General features: G+C 40.0%; 28 protein-coding genes and 5 tRNA genes. 7 read left to right on the top strand and 26 right to left on the bottom strand.

The genetic code is table 11. The features are described 5' to 3' along the window. Positions 1-26: 26 nt before the first annotated feature. The 25 genes from rpoB to ABT310_RS10335 all read right to left on the bottom strand — a co-directional run bounded on the left by rpoB (position 27) and on the right by ABT310_RS10335 (position 18,579). Positions 27-3,836 carry a DNA-directed RNA polymerase subunit beta gene (gene rpoB, locus ABT310_RS10455; protein WP_375323841.1) on the bottom strand — a complete coding sequence of 1,270 codons (3,810 nt, stop codon included), beginning with the start codon at positions 3,834-3,836 and terminating at the stop codon, positions 27-29. Between the two features lie 128 nt (positions 3,837-3,964). Next, on the bottom strand, positions 3,965-4,345 hold the full coding sequence (gene rplL / locus ABT310_RS10450) for a 50S ribosomal protein L7/L12 (RefSeq protein WP_375323840.1): 381 nt from the start codon (positions 4,343-4,345) through the stop codon (positions 3,965-3,967). A gap of 55 nt (positions 4,346-4,400) precedes the next feature. Continuing rightward, positions 4,401-4,919, bottom strand: a complete 519-nt coding sequence (gene rplJ / locus ABT310_RS10445; RefSeq protein ID WP_375323839.1) for a 50S ribosomal protein L10 — start codon at positions 4,917-4,919, stop codon at positions 4,401-4,403. Between the two features lie 27 nt (positions 4,920-4,946). Then, positions 4,947-5,636, bottom strand: coding sequence for a 50S ribosomal protein L1 (gene rplA / locus ABT310_RS10440; RefSeq protein ID WP_375323838.1), 690 nt, complete (start codon positions 5,634-5,636; stop codon positions 4,947-4,949). Positions 5,637-5,656: 20 nt separating this feature from the next. Beyond that, positions 5,657-6,094 (bottom strand): 50S ribosomal protein L11, encoded by a 438-nt coding sequence (gene rplK, locus ABT310_RS10435; RefSeq protein ID WP_375323837.1) that lies wholly within the window; start codon positions 6,092-6,094, stop codon positions 5,657-5,659. 68 nt (positions 6,095-6,162) lie between these two features. Beyond that, positions 6,163-6,714, bottom strand: coding sequence for a transcription termination/antitermination protein NusG (nusG, locus tag ABT310_RS10430; RefSeq protein WP_036383134.1), 552 nt, complete (start codon positions 6,712-6,714; stop codon positions 6,163-6,165). An 11-nt stretch (positions 6,715-6,725) separates the two neighbouring features. Then, positions 6,726-6,914, bottom strand: a complete 189-nt coding sequence (gene secE, locus ABT310_RS10425) for a preprotein translocase subunit SecE (protein WP_375323836.1) — start codon at positions 6,912-6,914, stop codon at positions 6,726-6,728. Between the two features lie 20 nt (positions 6,915-6,934). Beyond that, positions 6,935-7,007, bottom strand: a tRNA-Trp gene (locus ABT310_RS10420). A gap of 70 nt (positions 7,008-7,077) precedes the next feature. Next, entirely contained in the window at positions 7,078-8,265 is a 1,188-nt protein-coding gene (tuf, locus tag ABT310_RS10415; RefSeq protein ID WP_375323835.1) for an elongation factor Tu, read from the bottom strand. Between the two features lie 48 nt (positions 8,266-8,313). Next, positions 8,314-8,385: transfer RNA gene (locus ABT310_RS10410), tRNA-Thr, on the bottom strand. 90 nt (positions 8,386-8,475) lie between these two features. Then, positions 8,476-8,548 (bottom strand) — tRNA-Gly (locus tag ABT310_RS10405). 84 nt (positions 8,549-8,632) lie between these two features. Then, positions 8,633-8,715, bottom strand: a tRNA-Tyr gene (locus tag ABT310_RS10400). A gap of 22 nt (positions 8,716-8,737) precedes the next feature. Next, positions 8,738-8,811 (bottom strand) — tRNA-Thr (locus ABT310_RS10395). A gap of 100 nt (positions 8,812-8,911) precedes the next feature. Next, positions 8,912-9,214, bottom strand: a complete 303-nt coding sequence (hpf, locus tag ABT310_RS10390; protein WP_375323834.1) for a ribosome hibernation-promoting factor, HPF/YfiA family — start codon at positions 9,212-9,214, stop codon at positions 8,912-8,914. Positions 9,215-9,268: 54 nt separating this feature from the next. After that, positions 9,269-10,159 carry a tyrosine-type recombinase/integrase gene (locus ABT310_RS10385; RefSeq protein ID WP_375323833.1) on the bottom strand — a complete coding sequence of 297 codons (891 nt, stop codon included), beginning with the start codon at positions 10,157-10,159 and terminating at the stop codon, positions 9,269-9,271. A gap of 99 nt (positions 10,160-10,258) precedes the next feature. Continuing rightward, positions 10,259-10,453: a 30S ribosomal protein S21 gene (gene rpsU / locus ABT310_RS10380; RefSeq protein WP_090299076.1), complete on the bottom strand. Its 195-nt coding sequence runs from the start codon at positions 10,451-10,453 to the stop codon at positions 10,259-10,261. Between the two features lie 92 nt (positions 10,454-10,545). After that, positions 10,546-11,715, bottom strand: a complete 1,170-nt coding sequence (locus tag ABT310_RS10375; protein WP_375323832.1) for an acyl-CoA dehydrogenase family protein — start codon at positions 11,713-11,715, stop codon at positions 10,546-10,548. Between the two features lie 10 nt (positions 11,716-11,725). Further along, a complete protein-coding gene (locus tag ABT310_RS10370; RefSeq protein WP_375323831.1) occupies positions 11,726-12,580 on the bottom strand; it encodes a ComEA family DNA-binding protein in 855 nt (284 codons plus the stop codon). Positions 12,581-12,591: 11 nt separating this feature from the next. Further along, positions 12,592-14,208, bottom strand: coding sequence for an alanine/glycine:cation symporter family protein (locus tag ABT310_RS10365; protein ID WP_375326172.1), 1,617 nt, complete (start codon positions 14,206-14,208; stop codon positions 12,592-12,594). A gap of 84 nt (positions 14,209-14,292) precedes the next feature. Further along, positions 14,293-15,300, bottom strand: a complete 1,008-nt coding sequence (locus tag ABT310_RS10360; RefSeq protein ID WP_375323830.1) for a potassium channel family protein — start codon at positions 15,298-15,300, stop codon at positions 14,293-14,295. A 3-nt stretch (positions 15,301-15,303) separates the two neighbouring features. Further along, positions 15,304-15,531, bottom strand: a complete 228-nt coding sequence (locus ABT310_RS10355) for a PspC domain-containing protein (protein WP_014033469.1) — start codon at positions 15,529-15,531, stop codon at positions 15,304-15,306. An 8-nt stretch (positions 15,532-15,539) separates the two neighbouring features. Beyond that, complete coding sequence (locus ABT310_RS10350) at positions 15,540-16,817, bottom strand: DUF2851 family protein (protein ID WP_375323829.1); 1,278 nt, start codon at positions 16,815-16,817, stop codon at positions 15,540-15,542. Positions 16,818-16,845: 28 nt separating this feature from the next. Then, positions 16,846-17,157: a rhodanese-like domain-containing protein gene (locus tag ABT310_RS10345; RefSeq protein WP_285648849.1), complete on the bottom strand. Its 312-nt coding sequence runs from the start codon at positions 17,155-17,157 to the stop codon at positions 16,846-16,848. Between the two features lie 218 nt (positions 17,158-17,375). Beyond that, positions 17,376-18,014, bottom strand: a complete 639-nt coding sequence (locus ABT310_RS10340; RefSeq protein WP_375323828.1) for a thioredoxin family protein — start codon at positions 18,012-18,014, stop codon at positions 17,376-17,378. 10 nt (positions 18,015-18,024) lie between these two features. Then, entirely contained in the window at positions 18,025-18,579 is a 555-nt protein-coding gene (locus ABT310_RS10335) for a TlpA disulfide reductase family protein (protein ID WP_375323827.1), read from the bottom strand. A gap of 134 nt (positions 18,580-18,713) precedes the next feature. Here ABT310_RS10335 and ABT310_RS10330 point away from each other — a divergent pair, with 134 nt between their 5' ends. Genes ABT310_RS10330 through ABT310_RS10320 form a run of 3 tightly spaced genes read left to right on the top strand, consistent with a single transcriptional unit; the run spans position 18,714 to position 20,437 of the window. After that, a complete protein-coding gene (locus tag ABT310_RS10330; RefSeq protein WP_375323826.1) occupies positions 18,714-19,160 on the top strand; it encodes a MarR family winged helix-turn-helix transcriptional regulator in 447 nt (148 codons plus the stop codon). Positions 19,161-19,165: 5 nt separating this feature from the next. After that, positions 19,166-19,822 (top strand): NAD(P)H-dependent oxidoreductase, encoded by a 657-nt coding sequence (locus tag ABT310_RS10325; RefSeq protein ID WP_375323825.1) that lies wholly within the window; start codon positions 19,166-19,168, stop codon positions 19,820-19,822. 42 nt (positions 19,823-19,864) lie between these two features. Further along, on the top strand, positions 19,865-20,437 hold the full coding sequence (locus tag ABT310_RS10320; RefSeq protein WP_375323824.1) for a YceI family protein: 573 nt from the start codon (positions 19,865-19,867) through the stop codon (positions 20,435-20,437). Between the two features lie 66 nt (positions 20,438-20,503). Here ABT310_RS10320 and ABT310_RS10315 read toward each other — a convergent pair whose 3' ends face one another. Next, positions 20,504-21,775 carry a DoxX family protein gene (locus ABT310_RS10315; protein ID WP_375323823.1) on the bottom strand — a complete coding sequence of 424 codons (1,272 nt, stop codon included), beginning with the start codon at positions 21,773-21,775 and terminating at the stop codon, positions 20,504-20,506. A 312-nt stretch (positions 21,776-22,087) separates the two neighbouring features. Here ABT310_RS10315 and ABT310_RS10310 point away from each other — a divergent pair, with 312 nt between their 5' ends. The 4 genes from ABT310_RS10310 (at position 22,088) to trpD (ending at position 25,479) form a co-directional block, all read left to right on the top strand. After that, positions 22,088-22,372: a GIY-YIG nuclease family protein gene (locus ABT310_RS10310; protein WP_375323822.1), complete on the top strand. Its 285-nt coding sequence runs from the start codon at positions 22,088-22,090 to the stop codon at positions 22,370-22,372. Between the two features lie 9 nt (positions 22,373-22,381). Next, positions 22,382-23,779, top strand: coding sequence for an anthranilate synthase component I family protein (locus ABT310_RS10305; RefSeq protein ID WP_375326171.1), 1,398 nt, complete (start codon positions 22,382-22,384; stop codon positions 23,777-23,779). A gap of 3 nt (positions 23,780-23,782) precedes the next feature. Next, positions 23,783-24,376 carry an anthranilate synthase component II gene (locus ABT310_RS10300; protein ID WP_375323821.1) on the top strand — a complete coding sequence of 198 codons (594 nt, stop codon included), beginning with the start codon at positions 23,783-23,785 and terminating at the stop codon, positions 24,374-24,376. 107 nt (positions 24,377-24,483) lie between these two features. Beyond that, on the top strand, positions 24,484-25,479 hold the full coding sequence (gene trpD, locus ABT310_RS10295; RefSeq protein WP_375323820.1) for an anthranilate phosphoribosyltransferase: 996 nt from the start codon (positions 24,484-24,486) through the stop codon (positions 25,477-25,479). The last annotated feature ends 10 nt before the right edge of the window (positions 25,480-25,489 follow it).

Below are 25,489 nucleotides of genomic sequence, written 5' to 3'. Positions count from 1 at the left end.
TGATGATATAATTAATGTATAGTGTTCTATTCTTCCAATCTAATATCCAAGCCCAAACCTTTAAGTTCGTGCATCAATACGTTGAAAGATTCTGGCAATCCAGGTTCTGGCATTGTTTCGCCTTTCACAATGGATTCATAGGTCTTAGCCCTACCGATAACATCATCGGACTTCACGGTCAAAATTTCTCTTAGGGTAGATGAAGCACCATAAGCTTCCAATGCCCATACTTCCATTTCTCCAAAACGCTGACCACCGAACTGGGCTTTACCACCCAATGGTTGCTGTGTGATCAATGAGTATGGTCCAATAGATCTTGCGTGCATCTTATCGTCTACCATGTGACCTAGTTTCAACATGTAGATAACACCTACTGTTGCACGTTGGTCGAAACGCTGACCTGTTCCCCCATCGTAAAGGAAGGTATGTCCAAATCTTGGCACCCCCGCCTTATCGGTTAGTTCGTTGATCTCGTCCAAAGTGGCACCATCAAAAATTGGAGTTCCATATTTCTGACCCAATTTAAGACCTGCCCAACCAAGAACAGTTTCATAAATCTGACCAATGTTCATCCTTGAAGGTACACCAAGTGGGTTCAACACGATATCCACTGGGGTTCCATCTTCCAAGAACGGCATATCTTCTTGACGAACGATACGGGCCACGATACCTTTGTTACCGTGACGACCTGCCATCTTATCACCTACTTTAAGTTTACGTTTTTTAGCAATGTAAACTTTAGCCAACTTCATGATACCTGCTGGAAGTTCATCACCTACGGAGATGGTAAACTTATCCCTTCTAAGGTTACCTTGAATGTCGTTCAACTTAATTTTGTAATTGTGCAACAAATCGGCAACCAAGGCATTGGTAGCGTCGTCAGTTGTCCAGCTTCCACCAACCAAGTGGGCAAAATCATCAACGGCGTTCAACATTTTGATGGTGTATTTCTTTCCTTTTGGAAGTACTTCTTCACCCAAATCGTTCATTACACCTTGAGATGTTTTACCATTGATCAATCCGAATAACTTCTCGATCAATACATCTTTCAATTGTTGGAACTTCACTTCGTAGTCCATCTCCAATCTTGCGATGGCTTCTTTATCTTCGGAACGTTTTCTCTTGTCTTTAATAGAACGTGAGAATAATTTCTTGTCGATAACCACACCTCTCAAGGATGGGGATGCTTTTAATGAAGCATCTTTTACATCACCTGCTTTGTCACCAAAAATGGCACGCAACAATTTTTCTTCCGGTGTTGGATCAGACTCCCCTTTAGGAGTGATCTTACCGATCAAAATATCACCAGGTTTTACTTCTGCACCGATACGGATCATACCGTACTCGTCCAAATCTTTGGTAGCTTCTTCCGATACGTTGGGAATATCGTTGGTCAACTCTTCAGCTCCCAATTTGGTATCCCTTACTTCCAATGCATACTCGTCAATGTGGATGGAGGTAAAGATATCTTCTCGCACCACTTTTTCAGAGATTACAATCGCATCCTCGAAGTTGTATCCTTTCCAAGGCATGAAGGCCACTTTCATGTTTCTACCCAAGGCCAATTCACCTTTTTCGGTAGCATAACCTTCACAAAGTACCTGACCTTTTTTCACCTTGTCCCCTTTTCTAACGATAGGCTTCAAGTTGATGGAGGTTCCTTGGTTTGTTTTTCTAAACTTCACCAATGTGTAGGTCTTGGAATCTTCATCGAAGCTTACCAAGCGCTCTTCATCGGTTCTGTCGTATTTAATGGTAATTTTCTGAGCGTCTACATACTCCACTACTCCATTACCCTCGGCATTGATCAATACTCTTGAATCGGTAGCTACCTGTCTTTCAAGACCTGTACCAACGATTGGAGAATCTGGACGCAACAATGGTACGGCCTGACGCATCATGTTTGATCCCATCAAGGCACGGTTCGCATCATCGTGCTCCAAGAACGGAATCAAGGATGCAGAGATGGATGCAATCTGATTAGGGGCAACGTCTGTATATTGGATTTCAGCTGGATCAACAACAGGGAAATCACCTTCTTCCCTTGCAATTACCTTGTCTGTATCAATTTCACCATCATCCTTTAATGGAATGTTGGCTTGGGCAATCTTCATTCCCTCTTCTTCCTCCGCACTCAAGTAAATGTGTTCTTTTACATCTACTTTTCCATCGGTCACTTTTCGGTAAGGGGTTTCCAAGAAGCCCATATTGTTCACCTTGGCAAACACGGAAAGGGAAGAAATCAAACCAATGTTGGGTCCTTCAGGTGTCTCGATCGGACACAATCTTCCGTAATGGGTATAGTGAACGTCACGCACCTCGAAACCTGCTCTTTCACGGGAAAGACCACCAGGCCCTAGGGCGGATAATCTACGTTTGTGGGTAATCTCTGCCAATGGGTTGGTCTGGTCCATGAACTGAGACAACTGGTTGGTACCGAAGAAAGAGTTGATCACAGAAGACAACGTCTTGGCGTTGATCAAATCAATCGGAGTAAACACTTCATTGTCACGAACGTTCATACGCTCACGGATGGTACGTGCCATACGCGCCAAACCTACACCAAACTGTTGTGACAATTGCTCGCCCACAGTTCTTACACGACGGTTGGACAAGTGGTCGATATCATCAATCTCTGCTTTGGAGTTGATCAACTCAATCAAATACTTGATGATGGTAATGATATCTTCCTTGGTCAAGACTTGTTTGTCCATTCCAATATCCAAGCCCAATTTCTTGTTCATTCTGTAACGACCTACTTCACCTAAGTTGTAACGTTGGTCGGAGAAGAACAATTTGTCGATAATACCACGAGCTGTTTCCTCATCTGGCGGCTCGGCATTACGCAATTGTCTATAAATGTGCTCTACCGCTTCTTTTTCGGAGTTGGTAGGGTCCTTTTGCAATGTGTTGTGAATAATAGCATAGTCGGACTGTGCATTGTTCTCCTTGTGAAGCAAAATAGTCTTCACATCGGCATCAATGATTTCATCGATATGCTCTTTTTCCAAAATAGTATCACGGTCCAATACAATTTCGTTACGTTCGATAGATACCACTTCACCAGTATCTTCGTCCACGAAATCCTCGTGCCAAGTGTTCAACACCCTAGCGGCCAATTTACGGCCCAATACTTTTTTAAGTCCGGCTTTGGAAACTTTGATTTCTTCTGAAAGGTCAAAGATTTCCAAAATATCTTTATCCCTTTCGAAGCCAATGGCACGGAACAAAGTGGTAACCGGTAATTTTTTCTTCCTATCGATGTAGGCATACATTACCGAGTTGATATCGGTAGCGAATTCAATCCAAGATCCTTTGAAAGGAATTACCCTTGCTGAATACAATTTTGTACCGTTGGCGTGGAACGATTGTCCAAAGAACACACCAGGTGATCTGTGCAACTGTGAAACCACAACTCTTTCGGCTCCATTAATTACGAATGTTCCACTTGGGGTCATGTAAGGAATGGTTCCCAAATACACATCTTGTACGATGGTTTCGAAATCTTCGTGCTCTGGATCGGTACAGTATAATTTAAGACGTGCCTTTAAAGGAACGCTATAGGTAAGCCCACGCTCTATACATTCTTGGATGGAATATCTTGGTGGATCTATAAAGTAATCCAAAAATTCCAGTACAAACTGGTTTCTGGTGTCAGTGATTGGAAAATTCTCCATGAAGGTGTTGTAGAGACCTTCGTTCCCTCTTTCGTCAGATTTAGTTTCTAGCTGGAAAAAATCCTGAAACGATTTAATCTGAATGTCCAAGAAATCCGGGTATTCCGGTATGTTCTTAGCGGATGCGAAATTAACTCTTTCAATAGTGTTTGTGAACATCTATGGACAAATTTTGAACGTGAATACTTTGTGGGTTTGTGTATGACTTTATACACTCCTATTTTAAATAGGCTAAGGTCTAACCAATAACTGGGTAGACCTTAACCAAATTTTTATGGGAAAAGCTATTACTTAAGCTCAACTTCAGCTCCTGCTTCTTCCAAAGATTTTTTGATGCCTTCTGCTTCGTCTTTAGAAACACCTTCCTTAACAGCTTTTGGTGCGCTATCAACAATATCTTTAGCCTCTTTAAGACCAAGACCTGTCAATTCTTTTACCAATTTAACTACTGCCAATTTAGAACCACCAGCAGCGGTAAGGATTACATCAAATTCTGATTTTTCTTCAGCAGCCTCACCACCTTCTGCGGCTCCACCACCAGCGGCTACAGCTACTGCAGCAGCAGCAGGCTCAATACCGTATTCTTCTTTTAAAATGTCGGCCAATTCATTTACCTCTTTTACTGTAAGGTTTACCAACTGTTCTGCAAAATCTTTTAAATCTGCCATTTTTCTATCGTTTAATAAAAATTTTTAAAAATATACTTAGTTTATTGTGCGCGAATTATTCTTTCTCAGAAAGGGTCTTAAGGATACCGGCCAATTTACCGCCACCAGATTTAAGTCCAGAAATAACATTCTTGGCTGGTGATTGTAACAATCCGATGATATCTCCAATAACCTCTTCTTTGGACTTGATGTTAACAAGTGCGTCAAGGTTTTCGTCCCCGATGTAAACAGCTTCTTCAATAAAAGCTCCTTTCAATACAGGTCTTTCCGATTTTTTTCTAAAGTTCTTGATAAGTTTCGCAGGTGCGTTTCCTGTTTCGGACAACATCATAGATGTATTGCCTTTCAAAACATCAGAAAGATCACCAAATTCCTTATCAGAAGCTTCCATTGCCTTTGCAAGCAATGTGTTCTTTACTACCGCAAGTTTAATGTTTGCCTTAAAACACGCTCTTCTTAAGTTAGAGGTATCCACGGCATTCAATCCAGATATGTCCGCCAAATAAATATTTGGGGCATCGGCCAACTGTGCAGTCAAGTCTTCTATTACTGTTGCTTTTTCTTCTCTTGTCATAGTTATAAAATTGAACTACCAGTTAGATTAAACTGCTTTTGGATCTAGTTGAACACTAGGACTCATGGTACTAGACAAATAGATACTCTTCATGTAAACACCTTTTGCAGCGGATGGTTTCATTTTTACCAAAGTCTCGATAAGTTCTTTGGCGTTTCCTGCGATTTTGTCCGCAGAAAATGAAGCTTTTCCAATTGCAGCGTGCACAATACCTGTTTTGTCTACTTTAAAGTCGATTTTACCAGCTTTCACGTCAGATACTGCCTTGGCAACATCCATAGTTACTGTACCGGTTTTTGGATTGGGCATCAAACCTCTAGGACCCAAAATTCTACCTAATGGTCCCAGTTTACCCATAACGCTTGGCATGGTGATGATTACATCAACATCGGTCCAACCGCCTTTTATTTTATCCAAATATTCATCTAATCCAACAAAGTCTGCACCAGCTTCTTTAGCTTCTGCTTCTTTGTCTGGAGTCACCAATGCTAAAACTTTAACGTCTTTACCAGTTCCGTGAGGAAGGGTAACGACACCACGCACCATTTGATTTGCTTTTCTTGGATCTACACCCAAACGAACAGCGATATCTATGGAGGCGTCAAATTTTACGTTGGTAATTTCTTTTACTAAAGCGGATGCCTCTTCCAAAGAGTACAATTTATTCTTGTCTATCTTGGATTGGGCTTCTTTTTGCTTTTTGGTCAATCTTGCCATTTCTTAATTGCTTTAAGATTTTAAAAAGGTCTTTGTCCAGCTATTTTCAGCCCCATAGATCTTGCAGTCCCAGCAACCATACTCATTGCAGACTCAACAGTAAATGCATTTAAATCTACCATTTTGTCTTCAGCGATTGCTTTAACTTGATCCCAGGTTACTGAACCATTTTTAACCCTGTTAGGTTCGCCAGATCCTTTTTTAATCTTAGCTGCTTCCATCAATTGAACTGCCGCAGGTGGTGTTTTTACAACAAACTCGAAAGATTTGTCTTTGTAAACGGTGATAGCAACAGGCAATACTTTGCCCGGTTTGTCCTGTGTACGCGCATTAAACTGCTTACAGAACTCCATGATGTTAACACCAGCAGCACCTAAGGCGGGTCCAACCGGTGGCGATGGGTTCGCAGCACCTCCCCTAACTTGTAATTTAACTACCTTATCTACTTCTTTTGCCATTGTTTCTAATTAAATTTAAAGTTGTGTCAATTGGAAGCAACACAGCTTTATATATGTAACAGCTCTTGTTATACTTTTTCCACTTGCATATAGCTCAATTCCAATGGTGTTTTTCTTCCGAAAATTTTCACCATCACCTCGAGCTTACGCTTTTCTTCATTGATTTTCTCAACAGTTCCATTGAATCCATTGAAAGGTCCATCAATTACCTTAACCGTTTCACCCAACACAAATGGAATGGCCACATTGTCTGTATTGACAGCCAACTCGTCCACTTTCCCCAACATACGGTTTACCTCCGATTTTCTCAAAGGCACGGGGTCACCACCTTTTACTTCTCCCAAAAATCCAATCACATTGGTTATGGAACGGATAATATGCACCATTTCACCACCTAGATTGGCTTTGATCATGATATAGCCTGGAAAATAAACCCTTTCTTTATTGATTTTCTTTCCATTTCTGATCTGCACTACTTTTTCGGTAGGTACAAGAACTTCTTCAAGATAGTCACCAAAACCGGCACGCTCTACCTCACTTTCGATATAGCCCTTGATCTTGTTCTCTTGACCACTGACCGCTCTTACTACATACCATTTTTTCTCTAGTACCTCAGACATACGACCGATCTTTATCCTATTAACTTATCAAAATACAATGTGATCAACTTACTGAACAAAGAATCCACACCCCATGTTGCCAATGCAAATAGAATTGAGAAGACCGCTACAATAATCATCAGGTTAGATGCTTTTGAGCGCTCCAACCATGTTACATTGTTCCTTAGTTCCTCTAATGATTCCTTTATATAAGTGACCATAATTTCTTGTATTTATCTTGCACGGGAGGAGAGACTCGAACTCCCGACACCTGGTTTTGGAGACCAGTGCTCTACCAACTGAGCTACACCCGTCTATAATTACACTGAAAGGTATCCCGAGAAAACCGGGACACCCTTTAGTGCAATATTTATTGTAAAATGATTAATCTAAAATCTCAGTAACCTGACCAGCACCTACTGTTCTACCACCTTCACGGATAGCGAAACGTAGACCAACATTCAATGCAATTGGCTGAATCAAATCAACAGTGATTGTCAAGTTATCACCTGGCATTACCATTTCAACTCCATCAGGAAGGTTGATGTTACCTGTCACGTCAGTTGTACGAACATAGAACTGAGGACGGTAGTTATTGTGGAATGGAGTGTGACGACCACCTTCTTCTTTTTTAAGGATATAAACCTCTGCTTTGAATTTAGCATGTGGCTTAACAGAACCTGGCTTACAGATTACCATACCTCTTTTGATGTCGGATTTCTCAATACCTCTCAACAAAAGACCTACGTTATCACCAGCTTCACCTCTATCTAGAATTTTACGGAACATTTCAACACCTGTAATAGTAGAAGTCAATTTCTCAGCTCCCATACCGATGATTTCAACAGGGTCACCTGTGTTGGCAACACCAGTTTCAATACGTCCAGTAGCAACAGTACCACGACCAGTAATTGTGAATACATCTTCGATTGGCATTAAGAAGTCTTTATCAACATCTCTAGCAGGAAGTTCGATCCAGCTATCAACAGCATCCATCAACTCCATTACAGTGTCAACCCATTTTTGCTCTCCATTCAAAGCACCAAGTGCAGAACCAGAGATTACAGGACCGTTATCACCATCGTACTCGTAGAAAGAAAGCAATTCTCTTACTTCCATCTCAACAAGCTCCAAAAGCTCTTCATCATCCACCATATCAACTTTGTTCAAGAAAACAACGATACGAGGAATACCTACCTGACGACCCAAAAGGATGTGCTCACGAGTCTGTGGCATAGGACCATCAGTAGCGGCAACAACCAAAATAGCACCGTCCATCTGAGCAGCACCAGTAACCATGTTCTTTACGTAATCCGCGTGACCAGGACAGTCAACGTGAGCGTAGTGACGGTTAGCTGTTTGATACTCAACGTGAGAAGTGTTGATAGTAATACCTCTCTCTTTTTCTTCAGGGGCATTATCGATGGAATCAAAGCTTCTTAGCTCAGACAATCCAGCGTTTGCCAATACCGTTGTGATAGCAGCAGTCAATGTAGTTTTACCGTGATCCACGTGTCCAATGGTACCAATATTTAAGTGGGGTTTGGAACGATCAAAAGTTTCCTTTGCCATTTTAAAATGATTTAATTCTTAGTTTATATTAGTGTACAAATCGTTTTGAGCCAATGACGGGAATTGAACCCGTGACCTCTTCCTTACCAAGGAAACGCTCTACCCCTGAGCTACACCGGCTTATAGGTTTACAGGTCTAGAGTTTAAAGTTACAAGTCAAGCTCGCCAAAACTTCAACCTTTACTTGAAATTCGTCTTTTCAAGTCTTAGAGCGGGAGACCGGGTTCGAACCGGCGACATTCAGCTTGGAAGGCTGACGCTCTACCAACTGAGCTACTCCCGCATAATTTTTTGGGACAAGCCCAAAAAAAATTCCATTATTTCAAAAAACTTCCCATCTCGTTGTTGTTCCGCTGAACAACTTTTGTGGGGAGAGCAGGATTCGAACCTGCGAAGGTGAAAACCAACAGATTTACAGTCTGTCCTCGTTGGCCGCTTGAGTATCTCCCCGCCTTATTTTCAGTAACTTACGAGCCGATGGAGGGACTCGAACCCACGACCTGCTGATTACAAATCAGCTGCTCTAGCCAGCTGAGCTACATCGGCAATTTACCGCTTGTTTTTCACAAAAAAAGCCCGCTATTTCTAACGGACTGCAAATGTATATATATTTTTTTTCTTTCAAAATAAATTTTGAAAAATTTTCTCATGCTTTTGCCCTTAATTTTTCTTTTCGCTTTACAAGCTGCCTTTCCAAAGAGCTGCAAGCCGAATCCACGGCCTCCTCAAAGGTCTTACATTGTTTTTTAACCACGAATCGGTCCCGGGGCACTGACACCATGATTTCCACGATCTTATCCTCCTTTGCACTAGTGTTTTCCACTTTTAAAAATACCTCCGAATCAATGACCTTGTCATAAAATGTATCCAACTTGTCCATTCGTTTTTGAACGAAGTCTAGGAGTTTACCATCAGCTACAAAATTTACCGATTGTGCATTTACTTTCATAAGATGTAGTTTTTGTACTGCCAAAGACAGTGAAGTTAAACAATACAAGATTTTTTATTTCTTGTTTCTTGGATGGGCATTCTGATGAACTTTTTTGAGCTCGGCAATACTGTTGTGCGTGTACACTTGGGTGGATGCCAAACTTGAATGACCCAATAATTCCTTCACGGAATTTAAATCTGCCCCCCTGTTCAGCAAATGCGTTGCGAAGGTGTGCCTGAGTATATGTGGGCTCTTTTTTACCTTAGGGGACACTAAACTAAAATACTTATTTATGGTTCGATAAACAAGTGTTTCATAAATTTTAAGACCTTCTTTTGTTAAAAATAGATAAGGTGCATCTTGTAAATTTTCCAATCGGGAACGCTCAGCCAAATACCGCTCCATAGACCGAAGGGTTGATGGCAAAACAGGAATAATCCTTTCCTTATTACGTTTCCCCAACACCTTTAGCATTCCATTGGCCACATCCACATCTGTCAATTTAAGATTCACAAGTTCCGCTCGGCGCATTCCGGTGGCATACAATAAATCGATGATCAGCCTATCCCTGAAACCTTCAAAATCCTCATTAAAGGGATTTTCACCCAAAAGGGCATCCATTTCTTTTTCAGAGAAAGGAATCTCTACTTTTTTTTCTGTTTTTAAAGCCTTATGCTTAATTAATGGAGACACTTTAATATCCCCAACCTTCAACAAGAACTTATAATAAACTTGTAGGGAAGATATTTTCCTGTTGATGGTACGGTTGGATACCCCACTTTGGGAAAGTTCAACAATCCAATTTCGAATAAGCGGATAACCTATATGAACAATCGAAGATTCTTCGTATTGCGTTCTGCAATAGCTGGAAAACGTGCCTATGTCCTTTTCGTAGGCAGTTATGGTGTGTTCGGAATAATTTTTTTCTAAACGTAGATAAGAGATAAAAGCGCTTACGGACATATACCAAAGGTAGCAATTAGATCAAACTATAGGTATAGAACGAAAAATCCCGCTCCAAAATTGGAACGGGATTAAAATATATTTTGTGTAGGCTATACCCTATACTTCTTCTTGATCCCTAAGACCTTGAATGTATTGAGCTTTTTGAATCTGAGCTCTACGCTCCACAGAAGGCTTAGTAAACTGCTGTCTGCTTCTCAACTGACGCATTGTTCCTGTTCTGTCGAACTTACGCTTGAAACGCTTTAAAGCTCTATCGATGTTCTCTCCTTCTTTTACTGGTATAATTAACATGGGCTACAACCTCCTTTCTTTAAAATTTTGGTTTGCAAATATACAAAGGATATTCAACCTGAAAAGAAATATTTTATTTTTTTCAACGATGCCTAAGACGACGGCTTTTTGTACTCCTTTTTATCTACAATGATCTTGGCCAATATTTCCTTTAAAATTTCGGAAGTCCCCCCACCAATGGGCCCCAACCTACTATCTCGACTCAATCGTGCCATGGGATAGTCTTCTATATAACCATACCCACCCAAAAACTGGAGACAGTTGTAGATGACCTCATCGGCCATTTTAGTGGATTTTAGTTTGGAAATTGTTGCTTCCTTTACCACATATGACCCCTTCTCCATTTGAGCAATGGTAGCATAATTAAATTGTTTGCACAACAACATATCGGAATAAAGGTCCACCAAGCGATGGCGCAGCGCCTGGAACTGATCTATGGTTTTGCCAAATGCCTCTCGTTCCGACATATACTGCAGGGCATAATCTAAAGCAAACTCGGCTCTTGCATGTGCATTTACCCCCATCACTAAGCGCTCCAATGCAAAGGCTTCCATAATGTAACCAAAGCCTGAATTTTCCACGCCCATTAAATTTGATGCTGGAACCTCAACATTATCAAAAGCAAGTTCGGCAGTATCTGAAGCACGCCATCCCAGCTTATTCAATTTATTGGCCGAAACACCTTTAGCATTTCTATCCACGATAAACATACTTATCCCTTTATGACCTGCATCTTTATCTGTTTTTGCCGCCAGGATGATATAATCACCATAAACTCCATTGGTAATGAACGTTTTGGAACCGTTTACAACATATACATCCCCTTTTTTCTCTGCGGTGGTTCGCAAGGCGGCAACATCACTGCCACCAAAAGGTTCGGAAACTCCCAAACAGCCAATTTTAGTTCCAAGCACACTGGGCTCAAGATAAGCTCTCTTCTGTTCATCATTGGCCAATTTATTGAGGTAGGTCATTGCCAAGTATTGGTGCGCCCACATGGCCGCTGCAAATCCTCCTGAATTGATTTTTTGCAGTTCTTCAAGAAATATTACAGTATAAAATAAGTCCAGTCCCAATCCAGAATACTCTTCTGGGGTCATGAGTCCAAAATACCCCATCTCCCCGAACTTGTTCCAAATAAATCGGTCTATTTGACCCGACTCCTCCCATTTTTCAATGTGGGGAACAACATCCTTCTGTAAAAAATCCTTTAAACTTTCGCGGAACAAATTATGCTCTTCCGTGAAGTACATATCGATCATACCTCCTATTTTAAAGCGACAAATATAAAGCTATTCTATCTAGTTTTTCGGTTGGAAATCCATCCACCTTGCTTAAATCTTGAATTGAGGTAAAGGGACCATTTGCATTGCGATAATCCACAATAGTGTAAGCAAGGGATTTGGGGATATAAATTAATGCAGATAGTTGTGATACATCTGCTTGGTTTAGATTGATTTTAGGGACCGAAGGCACTTCTATCACATGAAATTTCCGTAAAGTATTTTGAACAACTTCAGGTGGCAACCCATAAACATCGTACAACTGTTCATCGACCAGAAAGCCGCCCAAACGGTCACGGAATTTTATTATTCTTTTTGAAAGTGTGGCACCAATACCATACACACTTTCCAATTCTTCGGCTGTGACCTTATTCAAATCCTTTACAACCACCGATTTTTTGGTTGTAGTTCTTTTGTTTTTGGAAGACTGACGATAATCTACCCATGTTGGAAATTTAAATAAAGGAGAAATAGCTCGCAGCAGGGAATCCGAGATTTGTGTTACTTGTTGAAACTCCTCAGTAGAATTTATGAACTTACCTTGTTCTCGATATGTGTGTAGCCTATCCAGTTCCTCGGGCGACATACCTAAAGTGTACCCTTTATAATCGGAAATAAAATTGGGGTTGAAGGTGAAAACTTTCACCTCATTTATCGCCAATTGAGCTCGCAGACTATCCAATTGTGCTTGCTCAACTTCATTGAGTACAAAATGGGTTGGTCCAAAAAAAGGCTTTGCCTTTAAGTAGAAATAACCAGCTTGAAAGCTGACCAGAATCAACAACAAAAAGAAAATCCCACTCCGTTCTTGTTTATTGAACCTGAAGTGGGATTTAAATTTCATATATAAAGTTATCACATTTTATCCGCCAAGTCCTCTGCTCCTTCTTCAAGGGCAACTTCCTTCTTATTGATGGCGTTCATGTATTTGTTCAATTCTTTTCTAACTACAGGTGTAAGCAATATCACACCTATTATATTAGGCACAACCATCGCAAAGATCATGGCATCGGAGAAATCGATTACCGAACCAAGACTAATGGAAGCTCCAATCACTACGAAAATCAAGAATAGGATTTTGTAAGCCAAGTCACTTGCTTTACTTTTTCCGAAAAGGAACATCCAACCTTGCATGCCATAGTAAGACCATGAAATCATGGTGGAGAAGGCAAACAAGATAACCGCAATGGTCAAAACAATGGAGAAGTGAGGAATTACCGTATCAAAAGCAGTGGCAGTGATTTCCACACCTTCAGTGATTTCAGTTCCATATTCCAAGAAACCTGCATCGTAGTTGGTGATGATAATCACTAAAGCCGTCATGGTACAGATTACAACCGTATCCACAAATGGCTCCAACAAGGCTACAATACCTTCGCTCGCAGGATACTTTGTACGTACTGCCGAGTGCGCAATTGCTGCAGAACCTACACCCGCTTCGTTGGAGAATGCCCCTCTTCTAATACCCTGGATCATTACACCGATCAAACCACCGGCAATTCCCAATCCAGAGAAAGCCCCTTCGAAAATCAATCCAAAAGCGTTATCGATCAATGAGAAATTGGCTCCTAAAATAATAAGGGCCGCCAATACATAGATACCCGCCATAAAAGGAACAATTTTTTCGGTTACGGAAGCAATCCTTTTGATACCACCGATAATCACTACGGCTACCAAAACAGCCATTCCAATTCCGAAATACAATCCAGCATTATCACTTGTTAAACTAAATAGTTCTACAAACTGTGCGGCAGCTTGGTTGGCTTGGAACATGTTTCCTCCACCAAAAGAACCACCGATCACGAAAATGGCAAATAGTACGGCTAGCACCTTACCAAATTTTCCAATATTTTTTTCACTAAGCCCTTTGGTCAAATAGTACATGGGACCACCGTAAACGGTTCCATCTTCACCTACATCCCGGTATTTTACCCCAAGGGTACATTCCGCAAATTTGGAGGCCATCCCTAAAAGTCCTGCCAAAATCATCCAGAAGGTAGCCCCTGGACCACCAATGGAAAGGGCAACGGCCACACCTGCAATATTCCCCAATCCTACCGTGGCAGAAAGGGCCGCAGTTAAAGCTTGAAAGTGGGAAACTTCACCGTGGGCTGATTCATCCCTTAAGGTACCAGGTAAATCATGTTCTTCGGCCACATCGCCGTATAAGTGATCTACACCATGCTTTTCAATGTCTTCATATTTACCTTGAACCACTTTGATCGCTGTCCAAAAACCGGTAATGTTGATCAACTTAAAGTAAATGGTAAAGTACAACGCACCACCAACCAATACAATTAACACCCAAGGAAGTTGAAAGGTATCCGTGAATGGGATTTCATAAAAAATGGCATCAACGAACCAGCTTGTGTATTTGGAAAAAACAGCATCGATTTTTTCCGAGGTACTTTCTTGAGCGAAAGAAAGAAAGGGTAGCATAAAACTAAGTAAGGTAAGAAGTTTATACTTCATCATATTGTTTTGGTTATGTTAGTTTTTTGTAAAGGCCCCAATATCCTAAAAAATTTCAACGGAAAAAAATTAATGATTGTTAAACTAGCCAATCTGAAACATTTCGTTGAGTTTTCTGATTTGCTCGGGTCTACCCAATACAATTACCTTGCTTTTGGGCTGCAAAACCATATCTGCTTCGGGGTTGATGATGTATTTGCCGTGAGGATCAATGTAACCTATAATGGTGCAACCCGTTTTTCTTCGCAAATCCAAATCGCGTAACGAATTACAATCCATCTGATCGGTAAAATCTTCAATACTGACTTCTTCCAAATTGGTAGTATGCTCCCCTTCCACGGAGAGTTGGTCCAAGAAAGTAATTAGATCGGGCATTACAACCAATGAAGCCATATGATCGCCTCCTATTTTATCGGGCATAATCACTTTGTCGGCTCCTGCAAATTGTAACTTTTTCACCGAAGTGATTTGAGAGGCCCTGCTTATTATAAATAAATTTTTATTAAGCTGTCTTGCGGAAAGCACAATAAACAAATTTGCGGCATCATCGGGCACGGCAGTGATCAAATATTGGGCACGGTCGATTCCCGCTTGTAACAATACCTCGTCCTCATTGGCATCACCCTCTACAAAAAGTATTTCCTCTTCATGACGTTCAATAATTTCCTTATCCTTTTCTATCACCACGAAAGGTTTTTTGTAGGCCATTAGCTTTTCGGCCGCCTGCATACCATTTCTACCAAATCCGCAAACCACAACATGGTTGGTTAAATTGTCTATTTGCTTTTTCACTTTTTTCTTTTTTAAGAGTTCGAGCTGATTTCGACCCAAGATATATTCCGAAACCACCGAAATGGCAAAACCAAAAATAAAAACACTGGTTACAATTAAAAATACAGTAAAAATCTTTGCATCCGAGTCAAGGGGCCTTACTTCCGAAAACCCTACGGTGGTCACCGTAATGATGGTCATGTACAAAGCTTCTATCCACGTAAAATCGGAAATCAATTTGTACCCAATCACACCAAATACGAGCACTGTAACCATTAAGGAAAGTGCCAGCAGTATTTTGGAACGAAGTAATCGAATCATAGACTAAAGGTCAAAAACAGAGGTTCGTTTGGTGTAGATCAAATCTTTTATGCGAAGCCAAAATGCAATAAATAGGTATAGGGCGAAGCCAAATCCCAAGGTTACAAAAGTAAGGTAGATAAAACTGGTTCGTACCACCCGGGCACGAATACCAAGCCGTTCCGCGATGCGTCTGCACACCTCGAAACCTCGCTTTTGAAAATAATAAAGGGTATTATAAAATAAAGACATAGCTAAAATTATGTATTTCTATTCAATAAATGCGCACCAACGGCACATTGCAGGCATTTATTTTTTGTGCAGTACGATTGGTAGAGGGTGAGTTTGGCTTGACTCTCCATCGCATTTTTAGTGGCTGTCCCCAATGCGTCAAAATTTTTTATGATGGAATTTTGTTCAGAATCGACCTGTGTTATTAGTTCCATTAAATCTTCAGGAGCATCTTGCCCCAAGTGCTTGGCATAACAAAATCGAAGGGGTACCAACGTATTTATGATCATCAAATCGACAAAGGATTTTGACAAGCGCTTTTTACTTTTTTTAGACATCTTACCAAAGGTAAAATGGTCTTCCCAATAAGCTCCAGCATCCACTTGAAAGGTTTCATACACTTGCTCCTTAGTTTTCAAACCCATTAAATGGGCAAACAACTGATGTTTACCTTTATATATAGTGACCAATTGTGAAATTCTGATGGTGGGAAAGTTTGCAGGACGTAATCCAAAGAAATTCGGTTTTTCCGAAGGGGTTGACAATTCAAACTTTCGGACCAAATATTCATACTCCTTTTTAAGTTGAATGAAATAAGTATCGGAGCATTCAATCCCTAAAAGTCCAAAATGGCCAAAAAACAAAGCTTCCAATTGTAAAGGATTGTTTGAAGCTTTTCGAACCAAGGAAAAATCCAATTGTTTTGCTCGGTCTAAAAAATAAGACCCATTTACTTTGGAACCGAAATTCTTGGCCAACATAACAAACAACACTGCTTCCCAATCGTTCTTGGATTTTTCCAGCAATTCAAAAACCAATTTGGATTTTTCTTCCAGCCGCTCGATGTACAAACGATGGAGCCAATTTTCAAAAAGAAAACCATCAACAGCGCCAAAGTTCTTTTCACAAATAATAAAAGAGCCTTTGCTCTTTTCAAATAGGCCTTGGTAGCTCTCCAATAGTTCGGATGAAACAAATTGTTTGATTTCCAAGGTGGGGATTTGAGTGCCGTCCTTTCTAAAAACAGCAATGTCATCTTCCCATACCACATGGAGGATGACATTGTTGTAATTTTCATCGGTTTCGTGATGGTGCACGTACCAATCGGAAGATTTGAGGTGCATCTCTACATTACCCGCCCAAAGCTGTCCGTCGATTTCAACTTGGGCATTGAAAAAATCGGGGCCGGCCAATTTGTTCTGGAAACCGGGTGATTTGATTACCACTTTTTCCTTTTTGCCTGTACACAATGGTTTTGCTGCAAGCTTGTTGTGCTTCCAAATAAAATATAGTAGGTCTTCTCGCATCGATTTGGGATTGATGGAGGGTGCCTGTCTACTCTTCCACGTCTCCTTCCCAGTTCATAAAGCCACCTTCCAAATTATATGCATTCTCTATTCCAATACTGTTCATAATGGCACAAGCCTGACCACTTCGGTTACCTGACCTGCAGTACACGTAAAAGTTCTTGGACTTGTCCAACTTGTCCACTTCCTCCAAAAATTCCTGACCCAAATAAATATCGATATTAATGGAACCGGGAATAAATCCTTCTTCTACTTCTTCGGGAGTTCTTACATCCAAAATAATGGCGTTGTCATCGTTTTGCAATTGCTCCGCCCACTCTTCTTGTGATAAATCTGACATTTTATTCAATTTAGATGGCTACAAAATAAATGAATTAATATGAAATGAATGTCAATGGGAGCGTTCCGAATTTAATTCGGAATCTTATGCACCATTTAAGTACAAGCAGATGAGCACCTGAAACTAGTTGAGGTTGACGAGATTTTAATGGATGGCAATTCCACTACACACAAAATCCGGAGCATTACCCCGGATAGTAATCTATTTTATGTTTTAGATCAAGCTTTTATGCCGCAGCCAATGGCCTTTGTGGTTTTTAACGGAATTTCTTTCCCTGCCAGCATGGCGTCCACCGCATTTTCAACAAATTTTTCATCTACACTTGCGGCATCTTGGTAGTTATCATCAATGGCGCCAATATATTTTACCACATTTCCTTTTGCTGTTTTTTCCAATAAAAATACATGGGGTGTTCGGGTAGCCCCATATTGCGGATACACCTTTTGCCCCTCATCCAATAAATAGGGAAACGAAAACCCTTTTTTTGAAGCGCGCTCCTTCATTTTACCGAAGCTATCACCTGGTTGCTTGGATGGATTGTTCGGCATTATGGCCACCACAGGAACTCCTTGAGGTTTGTATTTGGCATCCAGCGCAATAATTCTATCCTCATAGGCTTGGGCATACGGGCATGTATTACAGGTAAAAATGACCAAATACCCTTTTGCATTTTTATAATCTGAAAGGGACACCATTTTTCCATCCACATTTTTGAGGGAGAAATCGGCAGCGATATCCCCTACTTGATATCCTTCACCCAAAGGGTTTACTTCGTCTGAACTTATTACTCCCATGGCCAATGATGCTCCAACGAGCAACAAAAGGGCCACTATACCTAGTATTTTATTTGTTTTCATAGACCGTATTTTAATTGGTGAACTTGCTTAATTCTTCATTCAATTCTTCATAGGTAAAACCCCGCTCATAAAAGCTGCGTTTATCCTTATTATATATTAAGGTAGCGGGGATGGCTCCACCCCACTCTTCTGAAACCTTTGGAATCCATTCGTTTTGTTTGGGATCATCTAAAATCACCACCTCCGATTGAATATTATTCTTTTCCACATAAGGTTCCAATCTGGATTTCCACATATTGGGCATATCCAAGTTTACAAGGATTACCCTCACATTATTATCTTTTTGCTCGGCATATACTTGTTCAAAAAATGGCATTTCGGCAATGCAGGGTTGACACCAGGTTGCCCAGAAATTAACGATATAGGTATTGCCATCATCTTTGTACAACATGGGTTCAAGTGCATCAAAATCAAAGACGGGAATATTAACATCTGCCCTTTCATCTGTTTTTTCAGTCTGAGTTTGATTTGAAGTAGACTCCGCGACCTCCTTAATTTCCGCCTTTTGTTCTTTGCAGCTGAAACTCAATACCAATATGGCAAAAAGGATAAATAACCTATTCATTATCTGTGTTTTACATCATTAAAAATACAAAGTGACCACACCAATTCCCATTGTTTAACAAAAATTTATCGAATAAATCCTTGTACGGAAGTGAAATAAACAATTACATTTGTATAGACAAATATTGTTTAGACATGAATGTTGAAGATATTATAAAAACCTCAAAGAAGATTCCGTTGGAACCTAGAACATTGATTCATATGCAGTTGGTACACAATAAAATCAACGAAATCATGAACAATGCCCTAAAACCCTTTGAAGTTTCCCTTCAGCAATTTAATGTGCTACGCATATTAAGGGGGCAAAAAGGAAAACCAGCCAACTTATCCACTTTAAATGAGCGCATGGTGACAAAGATGAGCAATACCACGCGATTGGTTGATAAATTATTAATCAAAGGATTTGTAGAGCGAACCGTTTGTCCATCCAATAGAAGAAAAGTTGAGATTGTAATTACAGAATCGGGCCTTAAGGCACTGGAACAAATGGATGCTTCCTTGGAGCAGGCCCATGAAGAAATCTATCAAAATTTCAACAAAGAAGATTTAGAAAAATTAAATGAATTATTAGATAAATTTTAAACAGAATGAACACAGCAATAGAAGATAAAGTGAGTACTGTACTTGAAAATAGAACATGGCGATACGCCACCAAAAAGTTTGATGCCGCTAAAAAAGTATCCGAAGAAGATTTGAACACCTTATTGGAAGCTACCCGTTTGAGCGTTTCCTCATTTGGTCTTCAACCTTATCATATTTTGGTAATATCTGACCAGGAAACCAAGGAGAAATTAAAACCGGCTTCCTGGGACCAATCTCAGATTACCGACGCTTCGCACATCATTGTTTTTGCCAATTTCACTGATTTTGGTGATGAATTGGTGGATGATTACATTACAAATGTGAGTGAAACCCGTGGAATTCGTTTAGAAGACTTGAATGGGTATGCTGACTTTATGAAGTCAAAATTGACCAACCTTCCAACGGATTTTAAAAACACCTGGACAACCAAGCAAGCTTATATCGCTTTTGCCAACACGATCCAAGCTGCGGCCGAATTAAAAATTGACGCCTGCCCAATGGAAGGGTTTGAAGCGGAGCAATACAATGAAATTTTAGGGCTTACTGAAAGAAACCTTTCGGCTGCAGTTGTTCTGCCCATTGGTTATCGTTCAGAAGAAGACGACACTCAGCATTATGCCAAGGTTCGTAAATCAAAAGAAGAATTATTTACCATTATTTAATAAACAATCAATTACAATTAAAAACAGATAATTAAAACAATCATGAAAAAGACAATTTTAAGTTTAGCATTGGTCACCCTTTTTGGAGCATCTGCAATCGCAAATCCTATCGAGAAAGTAACCAAAGAAGTAAAGACTTCTGAAAGTACCGTGACTTGGAAAGGCTACAAGGTTGGTGGTTCCCATAATGGAACTATCTCCCTAAAATCAGGTGCTTTGCAATTTGACGGTGAAAAATTGACAGGGGGCGAGTTTGTGGTAGACATGAACAGCATCAATACCACCGATTTGGAAGGCGATTACAAAGGTAAATTGGATGGCCATTTAAAGTCTGATGACTTTTTTGGCACTGCCAACCACCCAACAGCCAAATTAGTTTTCACTAAAGTGAAATCAACCGGTAAAAATTCGTATGCCGTAACTGGTGACCTTACTATAAAAGGTACTACCAAACCTGTAACTTTTGATGTTTCCGTTTACGGAGATAAAGCAACTGCTACATTGAAGGTGGATAGAACCAAGTACGACGTTAAATACGGATCAGGAATCATTGGTACTGCCAAGGATAAATTGATCTACGACGAATTTGATTTGGTAGTTGATCTACAGATGTAGACAACTCATGTTTAGTGTGTAAAAATCCCGCCCAAAAATTTGGGCGGGATTTTTTATTTTATGCCTTTATCTGTTCATTGGATAATCGTTTATCCAATGAAAGCCACGACTTTCCAAATAATAATCTTCCCGCTTCTTTCTTAAAAGATTAATTTTTAAAGAATGGTTTTCGTTTTCTGAATTCAAATAAAGCCAGTTTCCTTTTTGCTCATAGTTGAATTCATATTTTAAACTCTCATCCATATAACCCGTCATGCTAAACGTTTTGGAAATGGTATCCAGTTCATGCTTCATGGCCCTTTGTTCCTCATCCACCAAAATAATTCTACTATCCCTTTTATCAATTAATAGCTTTTTCCATTTTTGGGGGTACCCCATTAATGGCATTGGATCGTTGGATGATATTGTATCTCCATTTTTAATAAAGTGATGCACCTCATAAACACCATACAAACTATGTTCTGGAACTCGTTTCCCATACTGCGATTGTCGTTCCAGACCAGATTTCACACCCTTGAAAAGTACAAATCCAACCAATAAATACTTCACAGTCAACCGAATGATTTCGTTTCTTTTTACTTTAAAATAAGGGTGATGGATAATGGGTTCTGATGGAGTATCCTTAAAGAAGAAGTTCATCAGATTTTTATAGTCGGGCATTAAGATTACCAAACTCATAAGGGTCAAATGCAATGAAAACAATTTTACAGGCACGTCATAGGAAAGATTCAATACAAAGACGTTCAACATGATTCCAAAACACATTATAGCTCCAAGGACTTTAGTCCGTCTCCAAATTAGAAGTATACCTCCCAACACTTCTAGTATTCCCGTGAATACTGTGTAGGGCTCAGAATACCCCATAAACCGCCATAAAATTCCCATGGGAGACGAATTGCCAAAAGTTTGCTCTAAACTGTATAAACTGAGCTGGGAAAATTGCAAATAAAACACTTTGGCAAATCCATAAGTGAACATAGTAAAAGCCAAAAAGTAACGTAACGCCACTATAAAATAGGCAAGGATTTTTTTCTCTTTTTTTTCTTCAATAGAATAGAACAAACTTCCGATGGAGATCATTAGCGCAAGCAAAAAATTTACCATCAAAAACAAATAGTCAACTTTGCGATCACCACTTCCAGTAGGTTCCAATACCAATTTATCTTCAAAACCTAGAACACTTTCATAAATAATGGGCAATATCCAATCCCAAAAATATTGAACCGAGTTGGCAACATACTTTCCCACAAACGGGATATAATCCAATGGAAATGGAAAAATGTAGATTAGAAAATAAATGACAATAAACCTATTTAGGGCTTTGGTTAAGGTATTCATAGTCTATTTGGTGTTAGGGTTCTCTCAAAAATAAACAAAACCAGAAATCAACTAACTCTTTAGTTTAAATTCATTCATATCAATTCTCATTTTTAAAACAAAAGGGTATTGCTGAGTTAAAAATTCCTCCCTATATTTGAAGCAATGAAATTATTTACAGCAAATAACTGGTGGTGGAGCAACTTACGTCAAATGTCGTGAGCTAAGTCCCCATTATAATCATACAAGAGGCTTGTCATCACGACAAGCCTTTTTTGTTTGCTATAATTTTAATTATCATTTCCGCGGAGGCGGAAATCTTAAAAATTGAAAATGAGTTTTTATGTCTATATAATTTCGAACAAGAAATTGGGAACCATTTATATAGGTTATACTAACGACTTGAAAAAAAGAATGTACAGACATAAACATGGTGTCGGAAGCAAATTTGCTGGTAGCTATAATTTAACAACCTTGGTCTACTATGAAAAATTCAAATTTCCAATGCCTGCAATAAGAAGAGAAAAACAACTAAAAAAATGGAATAGAAGTTGGAAAATCAACCTAATAAACGATTTCAATCCAAATTGGGAAGACCTCTCCTATTTCTTTGATTAACCAAAAATGATGAATTACAAATTAGCATCCCACTTCAAAAAAATCCTTGCGGACACCATAACGCCCGTAAGCGTTTACCTTAAAATTCGGGATAAGTTTCCGAACAGTATTCTTTTGGAAAGTAGCGACTACCATGCCAACGACAATAGCTTTTCGTACATCTGCTGCAATCCTATCGCTTATATTAAGGTAGAAAATGAAATCATTACCCAACGGTTTCCAGATGGCAGCAAAGAAATCACCGAAATCACCCCAGAAGTTGATGTGACCGAAGTGATTCACAATTTCTCCCAAAAGTTTTCCGTCGCTCAGAACGATTTCAAGTTCATCAACAACGGACTGTTCGGTTACATGGCCTACGATGCGGTTCGCTATTTTGAAGATGTGAAGATTTCCAAAAAAGAGGACTCTGTTAGCATCCCAGATATTTATTATGCCGTGTACAAAAACATTATCGCCATCAACCATTTTAAAAATGAGGCCTATCTGTTTGCCCATTGTTATGATTCAGAAAGCAATGTGGATGAAATTGAACAGTTGTTCAATGTGCGTACGTTTTCTTCCTATAATTTTAATAAAGAAGGGGAACCAGAATCCAACCTTAAGGATGAAGAATATAAAGCACACGTAGAGTTGGCCAAAAAGCATTGTCAACGTGGGGATGTTTTTCAATTGGTGCTCTCCAAAAGATTCAAACAAAAATTTAAAGGGGACGAATTTAATGTGTACCGAGCACTGCGTTCCATCAACCCCTCCCCTTACCTGTTCTATTTCGATTACGGCAATTTTAAAATATTTGGTAGTTCACCAGAAGCACAATTGATAGTTAAGGAAGGGAAAGCAGAAATTCACCCCATTGCAGGCACCTACAAACGTACGGGTAATGATGAAAAAGATGCCGAACTCGCCAAAAAACTGGCGCAGGACGACAAGGAGAACAGCGAGCATGTAATGTTGGTGGACTTGGCCCGAAACGACCTTAGCAGAAACGGAAATACCGTAAACGTGGAAACCTATCGTGAGGTACAATATTTCTCACATGTCATCCATTTGGTTTCCAAGGTTACTGGACAAAAAAAGAAAGACATCAACACCATGAAGGTGGTAGCGGATACTTTCCCGGCAGGGACTTTGAGTGGCGCTCCAAAACATATGGCCATGCAGCTCATTGAAAAATATGAGAAAACAAGTCGCTCCTATTACGGTGGCGCCATAGGCTTTATGGATTTTGAAGGCAATTTTAACCACGCTATCATGATTCGAACCTTTTTGAGCAAAAACCACGAATTGTATTATCAGGCAGGAGCTGGATTGGTAGCCGCCTCGAACCCTGAAGACGAATTACAAGAAACCTATAACAAGCTAGGCGCATTGACCAAGGCCTTGGAAATTGCCGAAACAATCTAGACCATGGGAAGAAAGATTTTAATGATAGACAACTACGATAGTTTCACCTACAATTTGGTGCACTATTTGGAAGATTTGGATTGTGAAGTCACCGTAAAACGAAACGACCAACTCACTTTGGACGAAGTGGAACCGTTCGACTTTATCGTCTTGTCCCCCGGGCCAGGAATCCCAGATGAAGCAGGGTTGTTGAAAGAAATCATCAAAACTTACGCACCAACCAAGCGAATTTTTGGAGTTTGTTTGGGATTACAGGCGATTGGTGAAGTTTTTGGAGGCACCTTGGTAAATTTGGATAAAGTGTATCACGGTGTGGACACCATGATTACAGTCACTAAAGATGACCCCATTTATAAAGGAATGCCCAAAACACTTCAGGTGGGGCGTTACCATTCTTGGGTTGTGGATGCCGATTTACCAGAAGAGTTGGAAACCACTGCTGTGGATGAAAACGGACAGGTAATGTCGCTACATCATAAAACCTATGATGTAACCGCTGTTCAGTTTCACCCAGAATCGGTTTTGACGCCAGAAGGCAAGCAAATGCTTAAAAATTGGTTGGACAGCAAAAAAAAAATTATTCCTGCGGTACCCTGAGCGTAGTCGAAGGGAAAGCAAGAATTCAAATAAATTGAATTGAATAAAAGATTCCGCATCATGCTTCGACTCCGCCAAGCATCCATACGGAATAATAAAATAAGAAAATGAAAGAGACCTTAAACAAACTCATTAATCACGAAATACTCCCCAAGGAAGAGGCCAAACAAATTTTGGTGAACATTGCCAAGGGAGATTACAACACCTCCCAAATTGCATCATTCTTAACCGTGTACATGATGCGAAGTATCACCATTGAGGAGTTGGAGGGCTTCCGCGATGCCCTTTTGGAACTTTGTTTGGCAGTAGACCTTTCCGATTACAATCCTATCGACCTTTGCGGTACAGGAGGGGATGGCAAAGACACCTTTAATATATCCACCTTGGCATCATTTGTAACGGCTGGAGCTGGAATCCATGTGACCAAACACGGAAATTATGGGGTTTCATCCAAATGTGGCAGTAGTAATGTGATGGAATTTTTGGGCATCAAATTCAGTAATGATGCCGACTTTCTAAAGAAAACCATTGAAGAAGCAGGCATTTGTGTGTTACACGCGCCACTTTTTCATCCAGCCATGAAAAATGTGGCACCTATCCGAAGGGAATTGGCAGTAAAGACCTTTTTCAATATGTTGGGCCCAATGGTGAATCCTGCATTTCCAAAGAACCAGATGGTTGGCGTTTATAATTTGGAATTGGCCAGAATGTACGGCTACCTATATCAGAACACCGATAAGAAATTCACCATTTTAAATGCCTTGGATGGCTACGATGAAATTTCGTTGACGGGTGACACCAAGACCATTTCTAACCACACCGAGACCATGTTGAAACCTGCAGATTTTGGAGTGGAAAAAGTAACTCAAAAAGAAATTGTAGGCGGTGAGGATATTGCCGAATCTGCACAGATTTTCATGAATGTATTGCAAGGCAAAGGTACCGAAGCACAAAACAATGTAGTTTGTGCCAATGCAGGTGTTGCCATTGCCACCGTTGAAGGATTAACTCCAAGACAAGGTTTTGAAAAAGCCCAAGAATCATTGATGAGTGGTAAGGGTTTATCAGCATTAAAGAAATTACAGGAATTGAGCAGGGATTAAAAAGATTAAA

This window comes from Flagellimonas cixiensis (assembly GCF_042134615.1).
In the GTDB taxonomy this organism is placed as follows: Bacteria; Bacteroidota; Bacteroidia; order Flavobacteriales; family Flavobacteriaceae; genus Flagellimonas; species Flagellimonas cixiensis.
Note: the sequence above shows the minus strand (reverse complement) of the source record. Positions and strands in the feature narration are given on the sequence as shown.